The sequence below is a fragment of the Streptomyces sp. NPDC098781 genome (genome assembly GCF_044759995.1).
Lineage (GTDB): Bacteria > Actinomycetota > Actinomycetes > Streptomycetales > Streptomycetaceae > Streptomyces.
Map to the genome: position 1 here is coordinate 352056 of NZ_JBIWAK010000006.1, position 19292 is coordinate 371347.

Annotated in this window: 14 protein-coding genes; all 14 read right to left on the bottom strand. The window is 66.6% G+C overall.

What is annotated here, in order from left to right:
• Positions 1-11 precede the first annotated feature (11 nt).
• The gene (locus tag ACIQWG_RS26015; RefSeq protein ID WP_404100035.1) at positions 12-1112 is read right to left on the bottom strand and encodes a PQQ-dependent sugar dehydrogenase; all 1101 of its coding nucleotides are present in this window, start codon (positions 1110-1112) and stop codon (positions 12-14) included.
• A 202-nt stretch (positions 1113-1314) separates the two neighbouring features.
• The gene (gene tuf, locus ACIQWG_RS26020) at positions 1315-2508 is read right to left on the bottom strand and encodes an elongation factor Tu (protein WP_030046358.1); all 1194 of its coding nucleotides are present in this window, start codon (positions 2506-2508) and stop codon (positions 1315-1317) included.
• A gap of 154 nt (positions 2509-2662) precedes the next feature.
• Positions 2663-4789 (bottom strand): elongation factor G, encoded by a 2127-nt coding sequence (gene fusA, locus ACIQWG_RS26025; protein WP_380853540.1) that lies wholly within the window; start codon positions 4787-4789, stop codon positions 2663-2665.
• A 38-nt stretch (positions 4790-4827) separates the two neighbouring features.
• Complete coding sequence (rpsG, locus tag ACIQWG_RS26030; RefSeq protein WP_003992340.1) at positions 4828-5298, bottom strand: 30S ribosomal protein S7; 471 nt, start codon at positions 5296-5298, stop codon at positions 4828-4830.
• A gap of 2 nt (positions 5299-5300) precedes the next feature.
• Positions 5301-5672 carry a 30S ribosomal protein S12 gene (gene rpsL / locus ACIQWG_RS26035; protein ID WP_003948652.1) on the bottom strand — a complete coding sequence of 124 codons (372 nt, stop codon included), beginning with the start codon at positions 5670-5672 and terminating at the stop codon, positions 5301-5303.
• A 318-nt stretch (positions 5673-5990) separates the two neighbouring features.
• Positions 5991-6551, bottom strand: coding sequence for a DUF1707 and DUF4190 domain-containing protein (locus tag ACIQWG_RS26040; RefSeq protein WP_404100038.1), 561 nt, complete (start codon positions 6549-6551; stop codon positions 5991-5993).
• 181 nt (positions 6552-6732) lie between these two features.
• A complete protein-coding gene (locus ACIQWG_RS26045) occupies positions 6733-10632 on the bottom strand; it encodes a DNA-directed RNA polymerase subunit beta' (RefSeq protein ID WP_404100040.1) in 3900 nt (1299 codons plus the stop codon).
• Positions 10633-10730: 98 nt separating this feature from the next.
• Entirely contained in the window at positions 10731-14216 is a 3486-nt protein-coding gene (rpoB, locus tag ACIQWG_RS26050) for a DNA-directed RNA polymerase subunit beta (RefSeq protein ID WP_404100042.1), read from the bottom strand.
• Between the two features lie 580 nt (positions 14217-14796).
• A complete protein-coding gene (rplL, locus tag ACIQWG_RS26055; RefSeq protein WP_404100372.1) occupies positions 14797-15186 on the bottom strand; it encodes a 50S ribosomal protein L7/L12 in 390 nt (129 codons plus the stop codon).
• A gap of 110 nt (positions 15187-15296) precedes the next feature.
• Complete coding sequence (rplJ, locus tag ACIQWG_RS26060) at positions 15297-15827, bottom strand: 50S ribosomal protein L10 (protein WP_272112615.1); 531 nt, start codon at positions 15825-15827, stop codon at positions 15297-15299.
• A 289-nt stretch (positions 15828-16116) separates the two neighbouring features.
• On the bottom strand, positions 16117-16980 hold the full coding sequence (locus tag ACIQWG_RS26065; protein WP_404100044.1) for a hypothetical protein: 864 nt from the start codon (positions 16978-16980) through the stop codon (positions 16117-16119).
• A gap of 91 nt (positions 16981-17071) precedes the next feature.
• Entirely contained in the window at positions 17072-17890 is an 819-nt protein-coding gene (locus ACIQWG_RS26070; protein WP_404100046.1) for a hypothetical protein, read from the bottom strand.
• Between the two features lie 129 nt (positions 17891-18019).
• Positions 18020-18745 (bottom strand): 50S ribosomal protein L1, encoded by a 726-nt coding sequence (gene rplA / locus ACIQWG_RS26075; protein ID WP_404100048.1) that lies wholly within the window; start codon positions 18743-18745, stop codon positions 18020-18022.
• A 79-nt stretch (positions 18746-18824) separates the two neighbouring features.
• On the bottom strand, positions 18825-19259 hold the full coding sequence (gene rplK, locus ACIQWG_RS26080; RefSeq protein ID WP_016645192.1) for a 50S ribosomal protein L11: 435 nt from the start codon (positions 19257-19259) through the stop codon (positions 18825-18827).
• Positions 19260-19292 lie beyond the last annotated feature (33 nt).

The following is a 19292-nucleotide window of genomic DNA, read 5'->3' on the forward strand; positions in this document are numbered from 1 at the left end:
GCTGGGCGGTGCTAGCCGACGGTCACGCGGAGGATCCGATCGCCGCCCGTCTGTCGCGCGGTGCCCAGCCAGAGCTCGTTGCGGCCCGGGACCTTCGTGAGGGCCCGCAGCGCGTAGCCCGAGAAGACCTTGGTCCTGGCGCTGTCGCCCTTGCCCTGGAGGGCGGCGGTGATGGGGACGCGCCAGAGCTGATAGCCCCGCAGCGTCGACACGTAGAGGTCGTCGCCCACGACGGCGATCTGGGCCGGTGCCGTGGTGTGGTCCCACGTGGCCTTCGGGTTGGTCATGCCCTTGACGGAGCAGACGCCCTCGCAGCTGGGCCAGCCGTAGTTGGCGCCCCGCTCGATCAGGTTGAGCTCGTCCTTGGCCTCCTGCCCGATCTCCACCGACCACAGCCGGCCCTTGCGGTCCCAGGCCAGGCCCTGCGGATTGCGGTGGCCGTAGCTGTAGACGTGGTTGCCGAACGGGTTGCCGGGAGCGGGCTTGCCGCTCTTGGTGATCCGCAGGATCTTCCCGTTGAGCGACTTCTTGTCCTGCGCGAGTCTCGCGTGGGTGGCCTCGCCGGTGGCGACGTAGAGGTACTGGTCGGGGCCGAAGGCGATCTTGCCGCCGTGGTGGTTGGAGCCCCGCTTGAGCCCGCCGAGGACGACGGTGTAGCCGCTGAGCGACCTGCCGTCGTAGTTCATGCGCACGAGGCGGCTCTCGGACGCCGTGGTGTGCATGAAGAACACCTGCTTGTCCTTCTTGCCGTCCCAGGTCGGGGACGGGGCGACCCCCAGCAGTCCGCCCTTGGCGGCGTCACCGGGCTGGAAGACGGCCACCTTCGGGACCTTGCCGATCAAGGTCCGGGTGCCGTTGTCGCGCAAGCGGTAGAGGCGGGCGGACTCGTTCTCGGTGACCAGGGCCGAACGCCCGTCGGGGAGGAAGGAGATCGCCCACGGTTCGGACCAGCCCGTGGAGAACGTCGCTGTGTCAACGGCGGCTCGCGGAGCGAGATCCGTGGCCGCTGCGGTGGTGGAGGGCACCGCGCCGGCCAGCAGGGCGGCCGCGGCGGTGAGCGAGGTTATGCAGAACCGGGACGAATAACGCACCCAGTGGCCTGAATGTGCCATGCCGACACCTTTCTTGATTCCTCCCTGCCATCTTCACGAGGCGTCATCGGCACGGCACTCGGGGTGAGCCGCGAGGGTGAGTCGGGAGCCAACCCCGGGGCCCGCGGCACCCGTTCGCGCATGACAAAGGGGCCCGTACGACCGAAGTCGTACGGGCCCCTTCAGGAGCTCGCGCTGGAGCTACCAGGTCAGGCCAACAAGATTACTTGTTGATCTTGGTGACCTGGCCGGCGCCCACGGTCCGGCCACCCTCACGGATGGCGAACTTCAGGCCCTCTTCCATGGCGACGGGCTGGATGAGCTCCACCTTCATCTCGGTGTTGTCACCCGGCATGACCATCTCGGTGCCCTCGGGGAGGGTCACCACGCCGGTCACGTCCGTCGTACGGAAGTAGAACTGCGGACGGTAGTTGTTGAAGAACGGCGTGTGGCGGCCACCCTCGTCCTTGGACAGGATGTAGGCCTGCGCCTCGAACTCGGTGTGCGGGGTGACCGAGCCCGGCTTGATGATGACCTGGCCGCGCTCGACGTCCTCGCGCTTGATGCCGCGGAGCAGCAGACCGACGTTCTCACCGGCCTGGCCCTCGTCGAGCAGCTTGCGGAACATCTCGATGCCGGTGACCGTGGTGGTGGTCTTCTCCTGCTTGATGCCCACGATGTCAACGGTCTCGTTGACCTTGAGGACACCACGCTCGATACGGCCGGTGACGACCGTACCGCGACCGGTGATCGTGAAGACGTCCTCGATCGGCATCAGGAACGGCTTGTCGACGTCACGCTCGGGCTGCGGGATGTTCTCGTCCACGGCCTTCATGAGCTCGAGGACGGTGTTGCCCCACTCCTTGTCGCCCTCAAGGGCCTTGAGCGCCGAGACCTTGACGACCGGCAGGTCGTCGCCCGGGAACTCGTACTCGGAGAGCAGCTCACGAACCTCGAGCTCGACGAGCTCCAGGATCTCCTCGTCGTCCACCATGTCGGCCTTGTTCAGGGCGACGACGATGTACGGAACGCCGACCTGGCGGGCCAGGAGCACGTGCTCCTTGGTCTGCGGCATCGGGCCGTCGGTGGCGGCGACCACGAGGATGGCGCCGTCCATCTGGGCAGCACCGGTGATCATGTTCTTGATGTAGTCCGCGTGACCGGGGCAGTCGACGTGGGCGTAGTGACGCGTCTCGGTCTGGTACTCGACGTGCGCGATGGAGATGGTGATACCGCGCTGGCGCTCCTCGGGAGCCTTGTCGATCTGGTCGAAGGCCGAGGCCTCGTTCAGGTCCGGGTACGCGTCGTGCAGCACCTTGGTAATGGCGGCCGTAAGGGTCGTCTTACCGTGGTCGATGTGACCGATGGTGCCGATGTTGACGTGGGGCTTAGTCCGCTCGAACTTCGCCTTCGCCACGGGGTCCTCCTGTGGAGTGGTTCTGAACGCCTTGCTTCATCGGCGCCAGGTGATCTTTGCTGGAAAGCCCGGGCCCCGGGGCAAACATCCGTGTTTGCGGGTGTTTGCCCCTCAAGGCTCCGGAGTCAAGCCTAAAGCGTGTGAACGCGGTGCGTTACTCGCCCTTGGCCTTCGCGATGATCTCCTCGGCGACGTTCCGCGGAACCTCGGCGTAGGAGTCGAACTGCATGGAGTAGCTGGCCCGGCCGGACGTCTTGCTGCGCAGGTCGCCGACGTAACCGAACATCTCCGAGAGAGGCACGAGGCCCTTCACGACGCGGGCACCCGCCCGCTCCTCCATGGCCTGGATCTGGCCACGGCGGGAGTTGATGTCGCCGATGACCTCACCCATGTAGTCCTCGGGCGTGGTGACCTCGACGGCCATCATCGGCTCAAGGAGCACAGGGCTGGCCTTGCGCGCGGCCTCCTTGAAGGCCTGCGAACCGGCGATCTTGAACGCGAGCTCGGAGGAGTCGACCTCGTGGTAGCCACCGTCGATCAGCGTGACGCGCACGCCGGTCATCTCGTAGCCCGCGAGGATGCCGAACTGCATGGCCTCCTGCGCACCGGCGTCGACCGAAGGGATGTACTCCTTCGGGATACGACCACCGGTGACCTTGTTCACGAACTCGTACGAGGCGTCGCCGCCCTCGATCGGCTCGATCGCGATCTGCACCTTCGCGAACTGGCCGGTACCACCAGTCTGCTTCTTGTGCGTGTAGTCGACGCGCTCGACGGCCTTGCGGATCGTCTCGCGGTAGGCCACCTGCGGCTTGCCGACGTTGGCCTCGACCTTGAACTCACGGCGCATACGGTCGACCAGCACCTCGAGGTGCAGCTCGCCCATACCACCGATGATGGTCTGGCCGGTCTCCTCGTCCGAGTGGACCTGGAAGGAGGGGTCCTCCTCCGCGAGACGCTGGATGGCGACACCCAGCTTCTCCTGGTCACCCTTGGACTTGGGCTCGATGGCGACCTGAATGACCGGCGCCGGGAAGTCCATGGACTCCAGGATCACCGGGTTCTTGTCGTCGGACAGCGTCTCACCGGTGGTGGTCTGCTTCAGGCCCATGACGGCGACGATGTCGCCGGCGCCCACCGACTCGATCTCCTCACGCTTGTTCGCGTGCATGCGGTAGATCTTGCCGATGCGCTCCTTCTTGCCCTTGACGGAGTTCAGCACGGCGGTGCCGGACTCCAGGCGGCCCGAGTAGACCCGGACGAAGGTGAGCTTGCCGAGGTGCGGGTCGCTCATGATCTTGAACGCCAGCGCGGACAGCGGCTCGTCGTCGGACGGCTTGCGCTTGACGACCAGCTCGGGGTCCTTCACGTCGTGGCCCTCGATGGCCTCGACGTCGAGCGGGGTCGGCAGGTAGCGCACGACCGCGTCGAGCAGGGGCTGAACGCCCTTGTTCTTGAACGCGGTGCCACAGAACACCGGGGTGACCGTGGTGTCGCTGGACTTGCCGGACGCGATGGTGATGCGACGGATCGCGGCGTACAGCTGCTCCTCGGTGGGCTCCTGGCCCTCCAGGTACAGCTCCATGATCTCTTCGTCGTTCTCGGCGACGCCCTCGATCAGCTTGCCGCGGTACTCCTCGGCAGCCTCGGTGTGCGTGGCCGGGATGTCGACGACGTCGTACATCTCGCCCTTGGCGGCCTCGGCGGACCACACGAGCGCCTTCATGCGGACCAGGTCCACGACGCCCTTGAAGTCGGCCTCGGCGCCGATCGGAAGCTGCATGACGAGCGGCTGGGCGCCCAGGCGGTCCGAGATCATGTCCACGCAGCGGTGGAACTCGGCGCCGGTACGGTCCAGCTTGTTGACGAAGCAGATACGCGGCACGCCGTAACGGTCGGCCTGACGCCACACCGTCTCGGACTGCGGCTCGACACCGGCGACACCGTCGAACACCGTCACGGCACCATCGAGCACACGCAGGGAGCGCTCCACCTCAACGGTGAAGTCGACGTGCCCCGGGGTGTCGATGATGTTGATGGTGTAGTCGTTGTCCTCGAGCGGCCAGTGACACGTGGTCGCAGCAGACGTGATCGTGATGCCACGCTCCTGCTCCTGCTCCATCCAGTCCATGGTGGCAGCGCCGTCGTGGACCTCACCGATCTTGTAAGACACACCGGTGTAGAACAGGATCCGCTCGGTGGTGGTCGTCTTGCCCGCGTCGATGTGGGCCATGATCCCGATGTTGCGGACCTTGGCCAGGTCAAGTGAAGTGGTAGCCATAGTGGCTCAGTCTTCTCTCGGTCTCGATGGGGTAGCGACTACCAGCGGTAGTGCGCGAAGGCCTTGTTGGACTCGGCCATCTTGTGCGTGTCCTCGCGCTTCTTGACGGCCGCACCGAGGCCGTTCGAAGCATCGAGAAGCTCGTTGAGCAGACGCTCGGTCATGGTCTTCTCGCGACGGGCGCGGGAGTAGCCGACGAGCCAGCGCAGCGCGAGCGTGTTGGCACGACCGGGCTTGACCTCGATCGGAACCTGGTACGTCGCACCACCGACACGGCGGGACTTGACCTCGAGGGTCGGCTTGATGTTCTCCAGAGCGCGCTTCAGCGTGATGATCGGGTCGTTGCCCGTCTTCTCGCGGAGGCCCTCCATGGCGCCGTAGACGATGCGCTCAGCGGTGGAGCGCTTGCCGTTCAGCAGCACCTTGTTGATGAGCGACGTGACAAGAGGAGAACCGTAGACCGGGTCGATGATGACCGGGCGCTTCGGGGCGGGGCCCTTACGAGGCATTCTTACTTCTCCTTCTTGGCGCCGTAGCGGCTGCGGGCCTGCTTGCGGTTCTTCACACCCTGGGTGTCAAGGGAACCGCGGATGATCTTGTAGCGAACACCCGGCAGGTCCTTCACACGGCCACCACGCACGAGCACGATGGAGTGCTCCTGCAAGTTGTGTCCCTCACCCGGAATGTAAGCGGTGACCTCGATCCCGCTGGTCAGACGCACACGCGCGACCTTACGCAGGGCCGAGTTCGGCTTCTTCGGGGTGGTCGTGAACACACGCGTGCAGACGCCGCGACGCTGAGGGGAACCCTCGAGTGCGGGCGTCTTGTTCTTCTCGACCTTGTCCTGCCGGCCCTTGCGGACCAGCTGCTGGATCGTAGGCACTACTTCTCCGGTTTCTGTGTGCCGAATGGTGAAGCTAACCTGGAACGTCGCCGACCCACGCGGTCGGGTGTGTCGAATCCGGCGGACTCCCGCCGTGAGGCGAAAAGAGCACAGATTACGGTGGCCGCTCACAGCTCGCTATGCGGTTGAAGGCACGCACGAGAGCCAGGGCACACCCCAGGCACAAGGTCTGAGCGTACCTACCTCATTCGCTGCGGTCAAAACAAATGGGCCTCGCCCGCATCCCCATACGGCCGATGTCAAGACCGCGCGACGGGTTTGATCTTCGAATCGCCGATTCGAGCACACCGGGATCCCTCAGCCGGCCCCGGACTCGGACAGGGCGGCGGCCACCATCAGCAGGGTCAGCAGCACCACCCAGGCCGCGGTCGACAGCCACCCGAGCACCAGCCCGGTCAGCGCCAGCGCGTCACCGCTCTGCCCGGTGCGGCGTATCTCGGTACGCGCCGCGTGCCCGAGGACGACGGCCGGAATGCCGGTCAGCCCGAAGCTCACGAGACACAGCACCCCGCAGACCGCCGAACCGACGGCCTTGCTGTTGGTCTGCCGGGCCGGCGACGCCAGGAACGTCCCCGGTACGGGCGTGACGGGCGCCGGATGCGGCATCGGGCCCTGGGGCAGGTCGGCGACCAGCAGGGCGAGCTCGCCCACCGTACGAGCCGTGTAGGCCCGCGTGACCCGCTGCTCGAACTCGGGCTGGGCCAGTCGCCCTTCGCCGAAGCCGGCTCTGAGCACGTCCACGGCACGCTCACGGTCGGCGTGCGAGGCGAGCATCGACGGGGCGTTCGACCCGGACCACGGCTGCGGGGCGCTGTTCCCCTGCCAGGGCTGCCACGGCTGCCACGACGGATGCGTCATGGAGCACCTCCCCCGTACTGGTCGGAGTCCTTCCATGATGCTCCGAACCGGCAGTCCGGGCATCGGGGGTGCACCCGGAGAAAACCCGGAGACCGCCACGGGGCACAGATCGTGGAACGGATGGGGGAACGCCGAAGGGCGGCCACCTCGAAAGGTGACCGCCCCTCAGTGGACGTAAGCCCTACTGGTTGTACGGACCGTAGTCGTAGTCCTCCAGCGGAACGGCCTGGCCGGAGCCGGTGCCGAACGGCGAGTAGTCGATGTCGTCGTAGCCGACGGCCGAGTACATCGCGGCCTTCGCTTCCTCGGTGGGCTCGACCCGGATGTTGCGGTAGCGGGACAGACCCGTACCGGCCGGGATGAGCTTACCGATGATGACGTTCTCCTTGAGGCCGATGAGGCTGTCGGACTTGGCGTTGATCGCCGCATCCGTCAGGACTCGGGTCGTCTCCTGGAAGGAGGCGGCCGACAGCCAGGACTCCGTCGCCAGCGAGGCCTTGGTGATACCCATCAGCTGCGGACGACCGGAGGCCGGGTGACCGCCCTCCTGGACCACACGACGGTTCTCGGTCTCGAACTTCGAGCGCTCGACCAGCTCGCCGGGCAGCAGCTCGGCGTCGCCGGACTCGATGATCGTCACGCGGCGCAGCATCTGCCGGATGATGATCTCGATGTGCTTGTCGTGGATCGACACACCCTGCGAGTTGTAGACCTTCTGGACCTCGCCGACCAGGTGGACCTGGACGGCACGCTGGCCCAGGATGCGCAGCACGTCGTGCGGGTTGGTGGCACCCACGGTGAGCTTCTGGCCCACCTCGACGTGCTCACCCTCGCTGACCAGAAGTCGGGCACGCTTCGAGATCGGGAACGCCGTCTCGTCGCTGCCGTCGTCCGGGGTGACGACGAGCTTCTTGGTCTTCTCGGTCTCCTCGATCCGGACGCGGCCGGTGGCCTCGGAGATCGGGGCGACACCCTTCGGGGTACGGGCCTCGAAGAGCTCGACGACACGCGGCAGACCCTGGGTGATGTCGTCACCGGCCACACCACCGGTGTGGAAGGTACGCATCGTCAGCTGGGTACCGGGCTCACCGATGGACTGGGCGGCGATGATGCCGACCGCCTCACCGATGTCGACCAGCTTGCCGGTGGCGAGCGAACGGCCGTAGCACATGGCGCACGTACCGACGGCGGACTCACAGGTCAGGACCGAGCGGGTCTTGACCTCCTCGACACCCGCGCCGACCAGGACGTCGATGAGCACGTCACCGAGGTCGACACCCGCCGGGGCGAGCACCTTGCCGTCGACGACGATGTCCTCGGCGAGGCAGCGCGCGTACACGCTGGTCTCGGCGTTGTCCGCCTTGCGCAGGACGCCGTCGGCGCCGCGCTCGGCGATGGCCAGCTTGAGGCCACGGTCGGTGCCGCAGTCCTCCTCGCGGATGATGACGTCCTGGGAGACGTCGACCAGACGACGGGTGAGGTAACCCGAGTCGGCGGTACGCAGAGCGGTGTCCGCCAGACCCTTACGGGCACCGTGCGTGGAGATGAAGTACTCCAGCACGGACAGACCCTCACGGAACGAGGCCTTGATCGGACGCGGGATCGTCTCGTTCTTGGCGTTCGACACCAGACCACGCATACCGGCGATCTGACGCATCTGCATCATGTTGCCTCGTGCGCCCGAGTTCACCATCATGAAGATCGGGTTGGTCTTCGGGAAGTTCTCGTTCATGGCCTCGGCAACCTCGTTGGTCGCCTTGGTCCAGATCGCGATGAGTTCCTGGGTGCGCTCGTCCTTGGTGATCAGACCGCGCTCGTACTGCTTCTGGACCTTCTCGTCCTGCGCCTCGTAGCCCTTGACGATCTCCTTCTTCGCCTCGGGAACGACGACGTCGGAGATGGCCACGGTGACACCGGAACGGGTCGCCCAGTAGAAGCCGGCCGCCTTCAGGTTGTCGAGCGTCGCCGCCACGATGACCTTGGGGTAGCGCTCGGCGAGGTCGTTGACGATCTCGGAGAGCTGCTTCTTGCCGACCTCGTAGTCGACGAACGGGTAGTCCTCGGGCAGCAGCTCGTTGAAGAGCGCGCGGCCCAGGGTCGTCCGCAGACGGAACGAGTCACCCTGCTGCCACTCCGGCTCGCCCTCCTCCTGCGCCGGCGGCATCCAGCCGCGGGGCGGGATGGTGCCGACCGGGAAGCGGATGTCGATCTTCGACTGGAGCGACAGCTCGCCCGCGTCGAAGGCCATGATCGCCTCGGCCACGGACGCGAAGGAGCGGTCCTCGCCCTTGACGTTCCGCATCTCGGAGTCGGTGGTGAGGAAGAACAGACCGAGGACCATGTCCTGGGTCGGCATCGTCACCGGACGACCGTCGGCGGGCTTGAGGATGTTGTTCGAGGACAGCATCAGGATGCGGGCCTCGGCCTGCGCCTCCGCGGACAGCGGCAGGTGCACGGCCATCTGGTCACCGTCGAAGTCCGCGTTGAACGCGGTGCAGACGAGCGGGTGGATCTGGATGGCCTTGCCCTCGACCAGCTGCGGCTCGAAGGCCTGGATGCCGAGGCGGTGCAGGGTGGGAGCACGGTTCAGCAGCACCGGGTGCTCGGCGATGACCTCTTCGAGGACGTCGTACACGACCGTGCGGCCGCGCTCCACCATGCGCTTGGCGCTCTTGATGTTCTGCGCGTGGTTCAGGTCGACCAGGCGCTTCATCACGAACGGCTTGAAGAGCTCCAGCGCCATCGCCTTGGGCAGACCGCACTGGTGCAGCTTCAGCTGCGGACCGACGACGATCACGGAACGCGCGGAGTAGTCCACACGCTTACCGAGCAGGTTCTGACGGAATCGACCCTGCTTACCCTTCAGCATGTCGCTGAGGGACTTCAGCGGACGGTTACCGGGACCGGTGACCGGGCGACCACGACGACCGTTGTCGAACAGCGCGTCGACGGCCTCCTGGAGCATGCGCTTCTCGTTGTTCACGATGATCTCGGGCGCACCGAGGTCGAGAAGGCGCTTCAGTCGGTTGTTCCGGTTGATCACACGGCGGTACAGGTCGTTCAGGTCGGAGGTCGCGAAGCGGCCACCGTCCAGCTGCACCATCGGGCGAAGGTCCGGCGGGATGACCGGCACGCAGTCCAGAACCATGCCCTTGGGGCTGTTGCTGGTCTGAAGGAACGCGGAGACGACCTTCAGGCGCTTGAGCGCACGGGTCTTCTTCTGGCCCTTGCCGGTACGGATGATCTCGCGGAGCCTCTCGGCCTCCTCGTCGAGGTCGAAGGACTCCAGGCGCTTCTGAAGCGCCGCGGCACCCATCGAACCGTCGAAGTACGTGCCGAAGCGGTCACGCAGCTCGCGGTAGAGGAGCTCGTCGCCCTCGAGGTCCTGGACCTTGAGGTTCTTGAAGCGGGTCCACACCTCGTCGAGACGGTCGATCTCGCGCTGCGCACGGTCGCGCAGCTGCTTCATCTCGCGCTCGGCACCCTCGCGCACCTTGCGGCGCACGTCGGCCTTGGCGCCTTCGGCCTCCAGCTCGGCCAGGTCGGTCTCGAGCTTCTTGGCGCGGGCCTCCAGGTCGGCGTCCCGGCGGTTCTCGATCTGCTGACGCTCGACCGAGACATGCGCCTCCAGGGAGGGCAGGTCGCGGGTACGGCGCTCCTCGTCGACGAACGTGATCATGTACGCCGCGAAGTAGATGACCTTCTCGAGGTCCTTCGGCGCCAGGTCCAGCAGGTAGCCGAGGCGCGAGGGGACACCCTTGAAGTACCAGATGTGCGTGACAGGCGCGGCCAGCTCGATGTGGCCCATCCGCTCACGACGCACCTTGGCGCGAGTCACCTCGACGCCGCAGCGCTCACAGATGATGCCCTTGAAGCGGACACGCTTGTACTTGCCGCAGTAGCACTCCCAGTCCCGGGTCGGACCGAAGATCTTCTCGCAGAAGAGTCCGTCCTTTTCGGGCTTGAGGGTGCGGTAGTTGATGGTCTCGGGCTTCTTGACCTCGCCGTGGCTCCACTGACGGATGTCGTCAGCGGTGGCCAGACCGATCCGGAGCTCATCGAAGAAGTTGACGTCGAGCACTATGCGTCAATCCCTCTCAGGGTTGTAAGTCTTGGGGTCTGAAACGGGGGCCTGGGGGTCGGCGGGGCCCTGTGGGTAAGGGCCCCGCCGGACTCCCGTCAGACCTCTTCGACGCTGCTCGGCTCGCGCCGGGACAGGTCGATGCCGAGCTCCTCCGCAGCGCGGAAGACGTCCTCGTCGGTGTCACGCATCTCGATGGACATACCGTCGCTGGACAGCACCTCCACGTTCAGGCAGAGCGACTGCATCTCCTTGATGAGCACCTTGAAGGACTCGGGGATGCCGGGCTCGGGGATGTTCTCGCCCTTGACGATGGCCTCGTAGACCTTCACTCGGCCGGTGACGTCGTCGGACTTGATGGTCAGCAGCTCCTGGAGGGCGTAAGCGGCGCCATAAGCCTCCAGCGCCCACACCTCCATCTCACCGAAGCGCTGGCCACCGAACTGGGCCTTACCACCCAGCGGCTGCTGGGTGATCATGCTGTACGGGCCGGTCGAGCGGGCGTGCAGCTTGTCGTCGACCAGGTGGTGCAGCTTGAGGATGTACATGTACCCGATGGAGATCGGGTCCGGGAACGGCTCACCGGAGCGGCCGTCGAACAGCCTCGCCTTACCGGTCGGCTGCACCATGCGCTCGCCGTCGCGGTTCGGGATGGTGTGCTGGAGCAGGCCGGCGAGCTCGTCCTCGCGCGCACCGTCGAAGACGGGGGTCGCGACGTTCGTGCCCGGGTCGACCTGGTCGGCACCGATCACCTGAAGGCGCTGCGCCCACTCCTCGCCGAGACCGGAGACGTCCCAGCCGCGGCTGGCGAGCCAGCCGAGGTGGATCTCCAGGACCTGTCCCGGGTTCATTCGGGACGGCACACCCAGCGGGTTGAGGATGATGTCGACCGGGGTGCCGTCCTCCAGGAACGGCATGTCCTCGATCGGCAGGATCTTGGAGATGACACCCTTGTTGCCGTGTCGGCCGGCGAGCTTGTCACCGTCGGTGATCTTGCGCTTCTGCGCCACGTACACGCGCACCAGCTGGTTCACACCGGGGGGAAGCTCGTCGCCCTCCTCGCGGTCGAAGACGCGGACGCCGATGACCTTGCCGGTCTCGCCGTGCGGCACCTTCAGCGAGGTGTCACGGACCTCACGGGCCTTCTCACCGAAGATCGCGCGCAGCAGGCGCTCCTCCGGCGTCAGCTCGGTCTCACCCTTCGGGGTCACCTTGCCGACGAGGATGTCGCCGGCGATGACCTCGGCACCGATGCGGATGATGCCGCGCTCGTCGAGGTCGGCGAGGACCTCCTCGGAGACGTTCGGGATGTCCCGGGTGATCTCCTCGGGGCCGAGCTTGGTGTCACGGGCGTCGACCTCGTGCTCCTCGATGTGGATCGAGGAGAGGACGTCGTCCTGCACGAGGCGCTGCGACAGGATGATCGCGTCCTCGTAGTTGTGACCCTCCCACGGCATGAACGCCACGAGCAGGTTCTTGCCCAGCGCCATCTCGCCGTTCTGGGTGGCCGGACCGTCGGCGAGGACCTGGCCCTCGATGACGCGGTCGCCCTCCAGGACGATGACCTTCTGGTTGACCGAGGTGCCCTGGTTGGAGCGGGCGAACTTGGCCAGCCGGTAGGTGATGTAGGTGCCGTCGTCGTTGGCGGTGGTGATGTAGTCCGCGGAGACCTCCTGGACCACACCGGCCTTCTCGGCCTTGACCACGTCGCCGGCGTCGACCGCGGAGCGGTACTCCATGCCGGTGCCGACGAGCGGCGCCTCGGACTTGATGAGCGGCACGGCCTGACGCATCATGTTCGCGCCCATCAGGGCACGGTTGGCGTCGTCGTGCTCGAGGAACGGGATCATGGCGGTCGCGACCGACACCATCTGGCGCGGCGAGACGTCCATGTAGTCCACGTCGTCACCGGCGACGTAGTCGACCTCGCCGCCACGACGGCGGACCAGAACGCGGTTCTCGGAGAAGCGCATGTCGTCGTTCAGGCCGGCGTTGGCCTGCGCGATGACGAAGCGGTCCTCCTCGTCGGCGGTCAGGTAGTCGACCTCGTCGGTGACCTGGCCCTCGATCACCTTGCGGTACGGGGTCTCGACGAAACCGAACGCGTTGACCCGGCCGTACGAGGCGAGCGAACCGATCAGACCGATGTTCGGGCCTTCAGGGGTCTCAATGGGGCACATACGGCCGTAGTGCGACGGGTGAACGTCACGGACCTCGAAGCCGGCCCGCTCACGGGAGAGACCACCCGGGCCGAGCGCGGAGAGACGCCGCTTGTGCGTCAGACCCGACAGCGGGTTGTTCTGGTCCATGAACTGGGACAGCTGGCTGGTGCCGAAGAACTCCTTGATGGAGGCGACGACCGGCCGGATGTTGATCAGGGTCTGCGGCGTGATCGCCTCGACGTCCTGGGTCGTCATGCGCTCACGGACGACGCGCTCCATACGAGCCAGACCCGTGCGGACCTGGTTCTGGATGAGCTCGCCGACGCTGCGCAGACGACGGTTGCCGAAGTGGTCGATGTCGTCGGTCTCGACGACGATCGTCTGACCGCTGTCGGCGACCGTCTCGGTCTCACCCGCGTGCAGCTTGACCAGGTACTTGATCGTCGAGATGACGTCCTCGACGGTCAGGATGCCCGCGTCGAGCGGAGCGTCCGCACCCAGCTTCTTGTTGACCTTGTAGCGGCCGACCTTGGCGAGGTCGTAACGCTTCGGGTTGAAGTAGAGGTTCTCGAGCAGCGTCTGCGCGGCCTCACGGGTCGGCGGCTCGCCCGGACGCAGCTTGCGGTAGATGTCGAGCAGCGCGTCGTCCTGGCCCTGGGTGTGGTCCTTCTCCAGGGTGGCGCGCATGGACTCGTACTCGCCGAACTCCTCGAGGATCTGCTCGGTCGTCCAACCGAGAGCCTTGAGGAGGACGGTCACGGACTGCTTGCGCTTGCGGTCGATACGGACACCGACCATGTCGCGCTTGTCGATCTCCATCTCCAGCCAGGCACCCCGGGACGGGATGATCTTGGCGGAGAAGATGTCCTTGTCGGACGTCTTGTCGATGCTGGAGTCGAAGTAGACACCGGGCGAACGGACCAGCTGCGACACCACGACACGCTCGGTGCCGTTGATGACGAAGGTGCCCTTGTTCGTCATGAGCGGGAAGTCGCCCATGAAGACCGTCTGGGACTTGATCTCACCGGTCTCGTTGTTGGTGAACTCCGCCGTCACGAAGAGCGGGGCGGCGTAGGTGAAGTCGCGCTCCTTGCACTCGTCGATCGAGTTCTTCGGAGGCTCGAAGCGGTGGTCGCGGAACGTCAGCGACATCGACCCGGAGAAGTCCTCGATCGGAGAGATCTCCTCGAAGATCTCCTCCAGACCGGACTTGGTGGGGACGTCCTGACCGGACTCCAGAGCCGCCTCGACCCGACTCTGCCAGGCGGTGTTTCCGAGCAGCCAGTCAAAGCTCTCGGTCTGCAACGCGAGCAGGTTGGGAACCTCGAGGGGCTCCTTGATCTTTGCAAAGGAGATGCGCAGCGGGGCGGTGCTGGCGCCGTTGTTCATATTCGCGGTCGAGGCGTTGCGCGAGGCGGCCAAGAGGGGGTCCTTCCGAGGGCTCGGACTCACTACGCGCGTACCGGCCCCTCACCGGCGCACAGAGACAGGTGTTTCCTTCGCCGACCAAGAATGGCCAGGTCAGAGACGGTCCGGTCTTCGATGCTCAAGCGAGGGCATGCCCCTGGTGACGGGCAGGGGACAGCTAACAGGCAGCGCAAAGGGTCAGTGTAGCCACTTGGCACACTGATGTCCAGTGCGGGTTTTTCGCGACCCTCGTTGTTCTCAACGCCCTCGGCATGCTCGCCCTCAATGCACGTTGATACTGCCCTCTTCGTCGCCGATCCATGCCTCGGATTCGGATCCTTGTGACGACGCGTCCTGAGAATTGCGCGCTGCGTGCGGTTCGTCAAGGCCCCCATGCCCGAACCCAGGACGGCCCGGAGACACGACGAAGATCACCATACCCCCCGTCGTTGCAGGCGCAAGGCAACCGTGGCCGCGCCCCCAGGAACGCCGAAGAGCGACCACCCGAATGGATGATCGCTCTTCGGTGCGACTGCGTTACAGCCTCAGGAGGCTGGGTTCAGCAAGCGCGGCGGTCGTACTCGACCGGAAGGTCTTACTTGACCTCGACGGAGGCGCCGGCGCCCTTGAGGGACTCGGCGGCCTTCTCGGCGGCGTCCTTGGCGACCTTCTCGAGAACGGGCTTGGGGGCGCCGTCCACGAGGTCCTTGGCCTCCTTCAGGCCGAGGGAGGTCAGCTCACGCACGACCTTGATGACCTGGATCTTCTTGTCGCCGGCACCGGTGAGGATGACGTCGAACTCGTCCTTCTCCTCCTCGACCGGGGCAGCGGCGCCACCGGCGGCACCGCCGGCCATGACGACCGGGGCGGCCGCAGCGGCGGTGACGTCGAACTTCTCCTCGAACGCCTTCACGAACTCGGAGAGCTGGATCAGGGTCATGTTCTCGAACTCGGCGAGCAGTTCGTCCTGGGTGAGAGCCACGATGGCTTTCCTTCCACTAAATCGGCTGGTGCCGGGATGTACATGTCTGGCGGGCGTACGTTGGCCCGCTACGACCTCCGCCTCAGGCGGCGGCGGTCATCGTGCGAGCCGAATTACTCGGCACCGCCCTGCTCGTCCTGCTTGGCACGAAGCGCGTCCACGGTGCGGACGAGCTTCGACGGCAGCGCCTGGAAGACGGAGGCAGCCTGGGACTGCTTCGCCTTGAAGGCACCGGCCAGCTTGGAGAGCAGAACCTCGCGGGACTCGAGGTCCGCAAGCTTCTTGATCTCGTCGGCGCTGAGCGCCTTACCGTCAAGGACACCGCCCTTGATGACGAGATTGGGGTTGTCCTTGGCGAAGTCACGAAGACCCTTCGCCGACTCCACCGGGTCACCGGTGACGAAGGCGACCGCCGTCGGACCGTTGAACAGGTCGTCGAGCGTGTTGATCCCGGCCTCGTTGGCCGCAATCTTGGTCAGCGTGTTCTTCACCACGGCGTACTGGGCGTTCTCACCGAGCGACCGGCGCAACGTCTTGAGCTGCGCCACGGTGAGACCGCGGTACTCGGTCAGCACAGCGGCGTTGGAGTTGCGGAACTGCTCCGTCAACTCGGCAACCGCGGCAGCCTTGTCGGGCCTCGCCATGAGTCTCGGCCTCCTTCCGGGTGTTCGGACCGCGCGGACCCGAAGGAGGACTGGGGAAAACGAAACGCCCCGGCGCAGGCGCACGGGGCGGACTCGACCGGGCGGACATACGCTGGCGTACGCACTCCGGGAGTTCTTCCACAGTCACCTGCGCGGGTCGTCCGCATTTTCAGCGGATCCTTCGGCCACCGCGCCCTCTCACGAGCGCACGGTAACGACCAGCGGTCTTTGGCTTCTGTAGGAGAGTACGGGACGCCGTCGCTGTCAGGCAAATCGGCCCTTACGGCCCTCAGCTCCCGCTCTTCCTCAACGGCTTGCGCAGGTCAGCCGTGTCCCCGGGGCGCGGCGCCCGGACCGTCACCGGCTCGTCGTAGTCGAGGAAGGTGAAGGTGAGGTCGAGCTCACCATGGCGGCCGAAGCCCTGCGTGCGCAGGCGCTTGACCCGGTCGTCGCCGTCGACCCACACGTCCAGGGTGAGTTCGTCCACGCCGAGCCTCTTGTACTGGTCGAGGCTGCGCCCGTGCCCCTCCCGGGTGGCCTTGTCCCCTCGCTCCTTGAACGCGGCCCGCAGCTCCTCGACCGTGGCCGTGCCCTCGTAGTGGGTGGTGCCGACACCGTCGACCGTCTCGCCGCCGATCCGCCGCACGTCGTCCGCGGCGGCCAGGTAGGCGGCCTCCCGGGCCGGGTTGCGGCCGACCTGGTCGCGCATCCAGCCGACGTCCATGCGCAGGCCGCTGTCCGTGGTGAGCTTGGCGGCCGGGCCGTAGCTGATCCAGTGCCGGCCGCCGATCTCGTCGGCCAGGTCGGCGTCCGCGGTGCCGTACAGCACCCCGTCGACGAGCCGCATCTCGGTCTCGCCCTGCTCCTCGCCGGTCAGGTTGGCCGTCTTGAGGCTGCCCGTGACGGGCTTCGTGCGGACGGTCCCCTCGTCGGCTATGCGCCCCCGCTCCGGGTACTGCCCGGTCACCCGGTAGGCCAGTGACGTGACGCCCTCGGTCTTTGCCACCGCCCGCGCCACGGCGTCGGCGGCCGAGGAGTCCGCGGCGGCGGCGTCCGAGCCGACTCCGGTACCGCAGCCGGCCAGCAGCAGCACGGCCGCGGGCAGGATCGCGACGACGGAGACGGGCAGCGCGGCGCGTACGGAAAGTCTCATTGGTTCCCCCCAGGAACACGAGCTCGTGCGTGGTCGTCGCACGGCAAGATCGAGAGCGTAGCCCAGGCGGTACGAACAGTCCTCCGAATACTCAGGAGGCCCCGCCGAGCGTCCCCTCCTTGAGCAGCTCCTTGAGATCCGCGGTGTCCGCGGCGGGAGGCTTCTCGACCGGGGCTTTCACGCCGTAGTCGCCGTAGTAGGCGGTCTGGGTCAGCGACCCCGTGGCCGTACGGCCCCGCTCCACCTTCTTGATCAGCAGGTCCCGGTCGTCGACCCATATGTCGACGGTCTGGGTGGTGGCGCCGTCCACCCGCACGGTGCCGGAGTACCGCGTGGCGGCCTCGCCGCGCACGGTCTCCTCACCGACCTTGCGCACGTCCGCCGAGGACAGCAGCAGCTTCACCGAGGTGTGCGGGGCGGTGCCGCGCATCTGGTCGGCGAGGTCGGCTCCGGAGCTGCCGGCTAGGTCCTTCAGGTCGTCGTAGGCGTACTTGATCCAGTGCTTGCCGTCGGCCTTGGCGGCGAACGCCTCGCCCATGCGCGCGTAGTAGGCGTCGCGGAGATAGCGGGCTTCCATCGACGTGGTGCCCAGGCGGCGCATCGTCTCGGCCGTGGTGCCGCCGGTGTAGGTGATCGTCAGAGTGCCGGTGAGGCCGTCGCTCCAGGCGAGGGTGCCCTGGGCCTTCATGGACAGCGCCGATCCCACGGTGGTCGTGGAGCTGACCCGGGCGGAGTCGGCCCGGTCGGTGGAGCGCTCGACGGTGCGCAGGGCGGCCGTCACCGCCCGGGAGGGCGTGGGGCGGTCCTCCTCGTCGGGGCGGTCGGATGAGGAGGTGCAGGCGGCCAGGGCCGCGAGCGCGGTCAGCAGCGCGATCCACAACGCCGCCCCGCGCGCCCTCGTGCTCGTCATCCGTCCCCCCTGTGCCATCCCCGTGAATGCACGTTAACCCAGGGCGCTGACAAACGGCCGGAGAACGGGAACGGGCCCCGCACCCGGAAGGGGTGTGGGGCCCGTCGTCGAGCCTGGAGAGCCGATGGCTCAGACCGCGGCCGGGTCCTCCTCGACGAGGAGGTTGCGGGTGCGGTTCGGGTCGAGCGGAATGCCGGGGCCCATCGTGGTGGTGAGGGCGGCCTTCTTGATGTAGCGACCCTTGGCGGCGGACGGCTTCAGACGGAGGATCTCCTCCAGCGCGGCGCCGTAGTTCTCCACCAGCTTGGTGTCGTCGAAGGACGCCTTGCCGATGATGAAGTGCAGGTTCGAGTGCTTGTCGACGCGGAACTCGATCTTGCCGCCCTTGATCTCGGTCACGGCCTTGGCCACGTCCGGGGTCACGGTGCCGGTCTTCGGGTTCGGCATCAGACCACGCGGGCCGAGGACACGGCCGAGGCGGCCGACCTTGCCCATGAGGTCGGGGGTGGCGACGACGGCGTCGAAGTCCAGGCGGCCCTTCGAGACCTCGTCGATCAGCTCGTCGGCGCCGACGATGTCGGCGCCCGCGGCACGCGCGGCCTCGGCACGGTCACCGGTCGCGAAGACCAGGACCCGGGCGGTCTTACCGGTGCCGTGCGGAAGGTTCACGGTGCCACGGACCATCTGGTCGGCCTTACGCGGGTCGACACCCAGGCGGAAGGCGACCTCGACGGTGCCGTCGAACTTGGTCGTGGACGTCTCCTTGGCGAGACGGACGGCCTCGAGCGGGGCGTAGAGCTTGTCCCGGTCGACCTTGGCGTCCGCAGCGCGGAGAGACTTGCTGCGCTTGCTCACTACTGCTCCTGTGTTGTCTTAGGAGTTGTGGTCCGGGCCGAGCAGGCCCCGCCACTCACTACTGCTTGGGGTGTTGAGGTCAGCCCTCGACCGTGATGCCCATGGAACGGGCGGTGCCGGCGATGATCTTGGACGCGGCGTCCAGGTCATTGGCGTTGAGGTCGGGCATCTTGGTGGTGGCGATCTCGCGGACCTGCGCCTCGGTGATCTTGGCGACCTTGGTCTTGTGCGGCTCGCCGGAGCCCTTCTCGACACCAGCGGCCTTGAGGATCATCTTCGCGGCCGGCGGGGTCTTGGTGATGAAGGTGAAGGAACGGTCCTCGTAGACCGTGATCTCCACCGGGATGACCCAACCGCGCTGCGACTCGGTCGCGGCGTTGTAGGCCTTGCAGAACTCCATGATGTTGACGCCGTGCTGACCCAGCGCGGGGCCGACCGGCGGAGCCGGGTTGGCCGCACCGGCCTGGATCTGGAGCTTGATGAGCCCCGTGACCTTCTTCTTCTTGGGAGGCATGCTCTCTCCGGGTCCTTAGTGAGAGGTGTTCCG

Bases quoted from the DNA above. Each gene is read 5' to 3' on its own strand.
- ACIQWG_RS26015 (WP_404100035.1), bottom strand. From the start codon at position 1,112: ATGGCACATTCAGGCCACTGGGTGCGTTATTCGTCCCGGTTCTGCATA.
- fusA (WP_380853540.1), bottom strand. From the start codon at position 4,789: ATGGCTACCACTTCACTTGACCTGGCCAAGGTCCGCAACATCGGGATC.
- rpsG (WP_003992340.1), bottom strand. From the start codon at position 5,298: ATGCCTCGTAAGGGCCCCGCCCCGAAGCGCCCGGTCATCATCGACCCG.
- ACIQWG_RS26040 (WP_404100038.1), bottom strand. From the start codon at position 6,551: ATGACGCATCCGTCGTGGCAGCCGTGGCAGCCCTGGCAGGGGAACAGC.
- rplJ (WP_272112615.1), bottom strand. From the start codon at position 15,827: ATGGCGAGGCCCGACAAGGCTGCCGCGGTTGCCGAGTTGACGGAGCAG.
- ACIQWG_RS26065 (WP_404100044.1), bottom strand. From the start codon at position 16,980: ATGAGACTTTCCGTACGCGCCGCGCTGCCCGTCTCCGTCGTCGCGATC.
- ACIQWG_RS26070 (WP_404100046.1), bottom strand. From the start codon at position 17,890: ATGACGAGCACGAGGGCGCGCGGGGCGGCGTTGTGGATCGCGCTGCTG.
- rplK (WP_016645192.1), bottom strand. From the start codon at position 19,259: ATGCCTCCCAAGAAGAAGAAGGTCACGGGGCTCATCAAGCTCCAGATC.